This window comes from Brevundimonas sp., from assembly GCF_016463295.1.
In the GTDB taxonomy this organism is placed as follows: domain Bacteria; phylum Pseudomonadota; class Alphaproteobacteria; order Caulobacterales; family Caulobacteraceae; genus Brevundimonas.
On the sequence record NZ_JAEMRO010000009.1, the window covers coordinates 50,257 to 57,643 of the forward strand.

A 7,387-nucleotide genomic window follows, 5' to 3' on the forward strand; every position below is an offset into this window, starting at 1 on the left:
CGCGATATTCTGTTTAAATACAGTCCTTAAGCGGACGATTTCAACCGCTCGACGAGACCGTCCGCAAAGGTCGAAAGCGTATCGTCCCGCGCCCCCATGACCACGATCCGGTCGCCGGGCTGCGCCATCTCGATCAGGCGATCGCCACAGGCCTCGCGCGTCGACAGGGCCTCGGCACGACGATCATGGGTTCGCACGCCGGCCGCAATGTCCTCGCTTCCGACACTGCGATCCGTGGTCCCGCCATAGTAGACCGGCTCGGGCATCAGCAGGACGTCGTCGGGTCGCATCAGACCGGCGAACCCTGCGATGAACTCGGCTTTCATCAGCTTCAGCGGCCCAAAGCCGTGCGGCTGGAACAGGATCAGCAGCCGCCCGTCGAAGGCGTGCAGGGTCTTCAGGGTGGCGGCAATCTTGTCGGGGTTGTGGGCGAAATCGTCGATGACGGTGACGCCATTGGCCGTCCCGACGACCTCCATCCGGCGCCGAATGCCGGCAAAGGTTTCCAGCGCCGCAACCGCCTCGGCCAGAGGCACACCCAGCGCCGTCGTCGCGCCCAGGGCCGCCAGGGCATTGGCGACATTATGGGCCCCGGGCACGTTCAGGGTCACGGGCAGGTTCGCGCCGCTTTTGCGATCTCTCAGCTTGAAGGTCATCCCTGTCGGTTGCGGCACCAGATCGTGCGCCGACAGATCGGCTTCGTCGTTGCCGAGGGCGAAAGTCAGAACCGCATCGGCCCGACCCGCCTCGACCAACTCCTGCGCGAGAGCCGCCGTCTCGGGGTTGTCCAGGTTCAGCACCGCCCGATCCGCCCGCGCGACAAAGCCACCGAACAGATCGCGCAACTCCTCCATCGACTTGTGGTCAAGCGAGATGTTCGAGACCACCGCCACCGTCGCGTTATAGGCGGCGATGGAACCGTCCGACTCATCGACCTCGGACACGAACAGATCCTGACCGCCGATCAGGGCGCTGGCGAAGGGGTGGTCGCCATCGACGAAATTCCTCATCACCGCACCGTTCATGACGGTCGGCGCACGCCTGGCCTGATGCAGGATCCAGGCGACCATGCCGGTGATGGTGGACTTGCCGCTGGTTCCCGCGATACCGATGGAGGTCGGGGCCGCATTGAACAGCTGGGACAGCATCTGCGGCCGGGTCACGATCCGAGCGCCAACCCGCCGCGCCGCACCGATATCGGGCACCGTATCCTCTACCGCGCCGGTGGCGACGACGACCTGGTCTACCCGGGTGACACCCGATCCGTCCTGGGGATGCAGGGCGATGCCTCGACCGCGCAGCCAGTCGAACTTCACCGGCGTCCGCCCCTGATCGTTGGACCGGTCCGAGCCCTCGACATGGCCGCCGCGCGACTGGACGATCAGGGCCAGGGGCAGCATGCCCGAGCCACCGATACCGCAGAAGAAATAGTCGTCTTGATGCACGCTTGATCTCGGGGGGCGAAACCGGGGAAGGTCGGGTCGCCTGACTAGATCATTTTTGTTTGCGGGCGAAGCGCGAGACCACAGCCTCATGAAGATCGGTATCGTCAACGCCAGCTCGCGCTTCGACCGCAGCCGCGCCGAGGCCGTCCACGCCTGGATGGCGGCCCACTATCCCGACGGCAGCGTGTCGGTGGTCTTCCACCCCGCCTGCTTCCTCAAGCACGGCCATTTCGGCGGTGATGACGCGACACGGGCCAATGCCTTTGTGGAGTTCGCCAACGACCCACGCCTGGATGCGATCTGGTTCGCGCGCGGCGGCTATGGCTCCTGCCGGATCGCGGAGGCCGTCCTGCCGCGCCTGACTGATGTGGCGCGGACCAAGCGCTATCTGGGCTATTCGGATGCGGGCAGCCTGCTGGCCCTGCTCTACAAGGCCGGGTTTCCGCACCTGGCCCACGGCCCGATGGCCTCGGATGCCGTGCGCGACGACGCAGCCGCCTATCGCGCTTTGCGCTGGCTGACCAAGGGCGACCGCGAGGGGTGGGAGCCGTCCTTGCACACAGATCCGCGACCCGCCGTGGCCTTCAATCTCAGCATTCTGGATGCCCTAGTCGGCACGGCGCTGGAGCCCGATCTGACGGGCCACGTCCTGATGCTGGAGGATGTGGCCGAGCCCCTGTACCGCATCGACCGGATGATGTTTCATCTGACCGGCCAGGCCTCCATCCGGCGTGTCGCGGGAATCCGGCTGGGCCGCGTCTCGGACATCGTCGAGAACGACCCGGCGTTCGGCCTGACGGCGGAAGAGATCGTCCGCTACTGGTGCGCGCGCTCGGGGATTCCGTATCTCGGGGCCGCCGACATCGGTCACGACACCGCCAACCGGATCGTGCCCTTCGGCCTACGTTAGTCACGCCGTTCGCCTGAGGGGTGAAGCCGTTCGACGGCGACCCTGAGGCATGGTCCAGTCCCGCTCGCGTCCGGTTGCACACGGACGGTCGACCGGGCGTCGGAGACACCGGTTCGGCCAAGGGGCCTGGTGGATGTCGGGGGGCATCCATCAGGTCGCCGTTGCCCGCGACAAACGCGCTCTGGCATCGCCCCGCCCCAGCCGCCATGTTGAAGCGGCATGAACCGTCGCAACCTCCTGATCCGCGCCGCAGGACTGGCCGCCGTCGCCGGCGCGGCCTGGTGGGCGCGCGACAATCTGATCTGGCCGAAACCCGACCTCATCTTTGCCGACGGCCATGCCACGCCCTGGTCGCCCTATGCTAGGCGCGCCAACGTCCCGACGATCCAAGCGACGATCGAGGGCCGGGACGTCATCGCCCTGATCGATACCGGGGCCCAGTATTCGGTGGTGGATCGCGGCTTCGTCGCGACCCTGGCCCCGCGCGAACGCTCGCTGTTCGACATGCCCCTGCTGGCCTATGGCGTCGGCGGCGGATCGCAGGTCGGGCGCGGCACGACGCTGGACCTCGACCTGCCGGGGCTTCGCATCGGGGGGCTCCGCGCCGCCATTCTGGACCTGGGTCCGCTGGCGGCCGTGGAGGGGCTGGCCACGCCACTGATTCTGGGCCGCGATGTGCTGGAACAGGTCGTCCTGGCGCTGGATGCCGACCGCCGTCATGTGCGCCTGATCGTGCCGGGTGCCTTCGTCCCGCCCGAGGACATGATCGAGGCCGAGGTGGTGCGCGACGGCAATGCCCTGGTCGCCGAGGTCACTGTTGAGGGGAATGTACTGAACGCCGTCGTCGACACCGGCTCATCCTCCCTGCTGGCGGTGTCGCGCGGCTCCGCCGCAGGCGTCGGCCTGCTGGACGGGCGTCCCAGCGAGAGCGGCGTCAGCCTGGTCCTGGGCGGCTCGATGCGCGCCGATACGGTCGAGGCCCGCACCGTCACCTTTGCCGAGCAGCTGTACCGCCGGGTCCGGGTCGGCGTCTTCGAACAGCCCGCCCTGCCCAACTTCCCAGACGGCCTGGTCGGCATGGAGGCCTTCGAGGGTCGTCGCGCCGCGCTGGATCTGGGTGCGGGACGACTGCTGATCTCGCGCCAGCTGGACCTGACGATCGGTTAGTTGGCCACCAGCTTCATCGACACCGAGGTGTCCGCCAGCTTCTCCGCATCCACCGGCGTACCACGCGCGATCATCTGGCGGCCCGCCATGAACTCGGCCGGCGCATTGACGGCCTCGACCGACACGATCCGGGCGCCCGCCAGATGGAAGACCGCAAAGCCGACCGGGCCTGTATCGATGTCCGGCACGCCCCGCACGATCTGGCGGTCGGCCCCATCGGGCAGGCCCGCGATCTGCAGCTTCAGCTCATACTGGTCGGACCAGAACCACGGCACCTCAGGCGCGGGCGCAGGGCGTCCGGTGATGGCGGCGGCGGCCTGTTTGGCCTGTTCCAGCGCATTGGGCACGCTTTCCAGCCGGTGGCGCAGGGCACCGTGCACGGGGATCGGGCGGTGGGTCGCATCGCCGATGGCCCAGATGGCCGGATCGCTGGTCCGCGCCGCCTCGTCCACGACGATGCCGTTCAGACAGTCCAGCCCCGCCTGATGCGCCAACGCCTCATTGGCCAGGGCCCCGACCCCGACCAGGATGGCGTCCGCCGCGATCAGCCGTCCATCCGCCAGCCGCACGCCGTCCGCCTCGAACGCCGTGACCTCCGCCCCCGTCAGAATGTCGACGCCCTGGGCGCGGTGCCAGGCGGTGAAGAAGGTCGACAGGGTCTCCGACGCCACGCGCGCCAGCACCCGGTCCATCCGCTCGATCACCGCGACCTCGGCCCCCAGGGCACGGGCCGACGCCGCGGCCTCCAGCCCGACATAGCCGCCCCCGACCACGGCCAGCCGCCGGCCGGGTCCCAGCGCCGCCTTCAGCCGTTCGGCATCCTCCAGCGTTCGCAATTCGATCAGTTCGGGCCGATCCGCGCCGGGAATGGCCAGCTTTCGCGCCACCGAACCGGTCGCCAGGATCAGGGCGTTATAGGTCTCGGTCGTGCCGTCCGAAAAGGCCACGCTTCGCCCCGCCTGTTCGATGGCAGTCGCCGTCACCCCCAGCCGCAGATCGATGTCCTGTTCGACATAGAAGCTGTCGGGCCTCAGCAGCAGATCGTCCCGCTCCGCATGCCCCTTCAGCCAGGCCTTGGACAGGGGCGGCCGCTGATAGGGCGGCACGGTCTCAGACCCGGCCAACACGATCTGGCCCTCGAACCCATACTGCCGCAGCAGCGCCGCCGCCGTACCGCCCGCATGCCCCGCGCCGATGATCACAACCTTGTCCATGAGGCTCAGATAGAGAGGCCTGCGACACCTTTCCATCCCGAACTTCGCCCCTTGACCGTTCCAGTGTTACACCATAGTGGAACGCCATGACCGACGCCGCGACCCGCCCCGCCGCCGACACGACCCTGAGCCGGGTCGCGCTCTATGACGCCCTGCTGGCGCTCAAGACCCGTGAGGAGGTTCAGGCGTTTCTGAACGACCTGTGCACGCCGGCGGAACTGCGCGCCTTCGCCGAGCGCTGGGAGGTCGCCCGTCTGCTGGACGGCGGCGGCAAGTCGTATCGCGAGATTGCGGTGGAGGCCCATGCCAGCCCGACCACCGTCGTGCGGGTCGCCCGTTATCTCAAGGAAATGCCGCATCAAGGCTACCGCCTGGTGCTGGACCGGATCAAAGGCTGAGTTGACTACATGAGTACCGTGCAAGGGCGACTTCGCATCGCCATCCAGAAATCCGGCCGCCTGTCGGAGCGCAGCCTCGACCTCGTCCGCGACGCAGGCCTGCGGGTCATCAAGGGCAATAACGACCTGCTGTATCGGGTGGAGAACTATCCCATCGACCTGCTGCGCGTGCGCGACGACGACATTCCCACCTTCGTGGCGGACGGCGTCTGTGACCTGGGCGTGGTCGGCGAAAATGTGCTGGAAGAGGCCCGTAATGGCGGTCCGGTGGCTGAGGTCGTCATGCCTCTGGGCTTCGGTCGCTGCACGCTGAAGATCGCCGTGCCCCCGACCCTCGCCTATGATGGCCCGGCATCGCTGAACGGCCTGCGCATCGCCACCTCCTATCCCAAGATCCTGCGTCGCTTCCTCGACGAGCGCGGCGTGGCGGCGGACATCGTGACCATGCGCGGGGCCGTGGAGGTCTCGCCCCGACTGAAACTGGCCAGCGCCATCTGCGACCTGGTCTCCACCGGCGCGACGCTGGAGGCCAATGGCCTCGTGGCGAAGGACACGGTGCTGGACAGTCAGGCCGTGCTGATCCGCTCGCCCGTCGCCCCGGAACCCGGCCTGGCGCACCTGCTGGACAGCATCATCGAGCGGATGAGCGGTGTGGTGTCCTCGCAAGGGGCCAAATACGTCATGCTGAACGCCCCGCGCTCGGCGCTGGACGCCATCACCGCCATCCTGCCGGGCGCAGGCTCGCCCACCGTCATGCCCCTGTCGGGCCGCGACGACGCGGTGGCCGTCCACGCGGTCTGTCAGGAGGCCGTCTTCTGGGAAACGCTGGAGAAGCTGAAGGCCGCCGGGGCCTCGGCCATACTGGTCCTGCCCATCGAGAAGATGATGTGATGAAGCGCTTCGACTGGAATTCGCTGGATGCGGCAGGCCGCATCGAAGCCCTCGCCCGCCCGCGCCAGCGCACCGAAACCCGCGTCACCGACACGGTGCGCGAGATCATGGACGACGTTCAGATGCGCGGCGGCCAGGCCGTCACCGACTGGAGCGTCAAGCTGGACGGCACCCCGCCGCGTCGCCTGGCCCTGACCCCCGATGTGGTGGCCGAGGCGCGGTCGGCGCTGGCCCCCGCCGACACCCGCGCCATCCGCATGGCGGCGGAGAATGTCCGCATCTTCCACCAGGCGACGCGGCCCGAAGACTCACAATGGGTCGAGATCACGCCGGGCGTCCGCTCGCGCCTGGTCTGGCGACCGCTGTCGACAGTGGGCCTCTATGTGCCCGGCGGCTCGGCCCCGCTGTTTTCCTCCCTGCTGATGCTGGCCATTCCGGCCGAGGTCGCAGGCGTCGGTCGCAGGGTCGCGGTGACACCGCCGTCGAAGTCCAGCTCGCCCCACCCCGCCATGATCTTCGCCGCCGCCGAGGCCGGTCTGGACGACCTGTGGCTGGTCGGCGGGGCCCAGGCGATCGCGGCCCTGACCTTCGGCGCAGAGCTTGAGGACGGCATCATCCCGCCTTGCGACAAGCTGTACGGCCCCGGCAATGCCTGGGTCGCCGAGGCCAAAAAGCAAGCCTCGGCCCGTCCTGGCGGCCCCGCCGTCGACATGCCCGCCGGTCCTTCGGAACTGCTGGTCATCGCCGACCGCCGCGCCGATCCGGTCCTGGCCGCCGCCGACCTGCTCAGCCAGGCCGAGCATGACGCCGACGCCCAGGTCGTGCTGGTCTGCGACAGCGAGCGGATGATCGACGAGATTCTGGCCGAGGTGGACGAACAGATCGCCACCCTGCCCCGCGCCGACATCGCCCGCGCTTCTCTTGCCGAGGCCCGCGCGATCCGGGTGCCGGACCTCGACACCGCCTGCGTCGTCTCCAACGCCTATGGCCCCGAACACCTCGCGCTGCAGACCGAGGACGCCGAGACGCGCGTGGACAAGATCACAGCCGCCGGGGCCGTCTTCGTCGGTGCCTATGCCGCCGAGACGCTCGGCGACTATGCCGCCGGGCCCAGCCACGTCCTGCCCACGGACGGCGGGGCCAAGACCTTGGGCGGCGTCACCACCGCCAGCTTCATGACGTCCATGTCGGTGCAGTCTGTGTCCGGGAAGGGTGCTGCGGCGCTCGCCCCGGTCGCGGCCCGGCTGGCCCGACTGGAAGGTCTGGAGGCCCACGCGCGGGCGGCGGATCTGAGGGTAGAGGAATGAGTGCAATGCTTTCTTCTCCCTTCCCCCTTGATGGGGGAAGGGCCGGGGTTGGGGG

7 protein-coding genes are annotated in these 7,387 nt (G+C 68.5%); 5 read left to right on the top strand and 2 right to left on the bottom strand.

The window, feature by feature from the left end; all coding sequences use genetic code 11:
• Nucleotides 1-26: 26 nt before the first annotated feature.
• Nucleotides 27-1,445 (bottom strand): Mur ligase family protein, encoded by a 1,419-nt coding sequence (locus JHC81_RS04400; RefSeq protein WP_292171161.1) that lies wholly within the window; start codon nucleotides 1,443-1,445, stop codon nucleotides 27-29.
• A gap of 88 nt (nucleotides 1,446-1,533) precedes the next feature.
• Here JHC81_RS04400 and JHC81_RS04405 point away from each other — a divergent pair, with 88 nt between their 5' ends.
• Both JHC81_RS04405 and JHC81_RS04410 read left to right on the top strand, forming a co-directional pair.
• On the top strand, nucleotides 1,534-2,355 hold the full coding sequence (locus tag JHC81_RS04405; protein WP_292171164.1) for an LD-carboxypeptidase: 822 nt from the start codon (nucleotides 1,534-1,536) through the stop codon (nucleotides 2,353-2,355).
• A 219-nt stretch (nucleotides 2,356-2,574) separates the two neighbouring features.
• Entirely contained in the window at nucleotides 2,575-3,522 is a 948-nt protein-coding gene (locus JHC81_RS04410; protein ID WP_292171167.1) for an aspartyl protease family protein, read from the top strand.
• Here the strand turns inward: JHC81_RS04410 and JHC81_RS04415 are convergent.
• Nucleotides 3,519-4,736 carry an FAD-dependent oxidoreductase gene (locus tag JHC81_RS04415; RefSeq protein ID WP_292171170.1) on the bottom strand — a complete coding sequence of 406 codons (1,218 nt, stop codon included), beginning with the start codon at nucleotides 4,734-4,736 and terminating at the stop codon, nucleotides 3,519-3,521. The genes JHC81_RS04410 and JHC81_RS04415 overlap by 4 nt on opposite strands.
• 86 nt (nucleotides 4,737-4,822) lie before the next feature.
• Between JHC81_RS04415 and JHC81_RS04420 the strand changes: the two genes are divergently transcribed.
• The 3 genes from JHC81_RS04420 to hisD are packed head-to-tail and all read left to right on the top strand — an operon-like array spanning nucleotide 4,823 to nucleotide 7,332.
• Complete coding sequence (locus JHC81_RS04420) at nucleotides 4,823-5,134, top strand: YerC/YecD family TrpR-related protein (RefSeq protein WP_292171173.1); 312 nt, start codon at nucleotides 4,823-4,825, stop codon at nucleotides 5,132-5,134.
• Between the two features lie 9 nt (nucleotides 5,135-5,143).
• Nucleotides 5,144-6,025, top strand: coding sequence for an ATP phosphoribosyltransferase (hisG, locus tag JHC81_RS04425; RefSeq protein ID WP_292171176.1), 882 nt, complete (start codon nucleotides 5,144-5,146; stop codon nucleotides 6,023-6,025).
• Nucleotides 6,025-7,332, top strand: coding sequence for a histidinol dehydrogenase (gene hisD, locus JHC81_RS04430; RefSeq protein WP_292171180.1), 1,308 nt, complete (start codon nucleotides 6,025-6,027; stop codon nucleotides 7,330-7,332). The genes hisG and hisD overlap by 1 nt, the downstream gene beginning before the upstream one ends.
• Nucleotides 7,333-7,387: the final 55 nt, after the last annotated feature.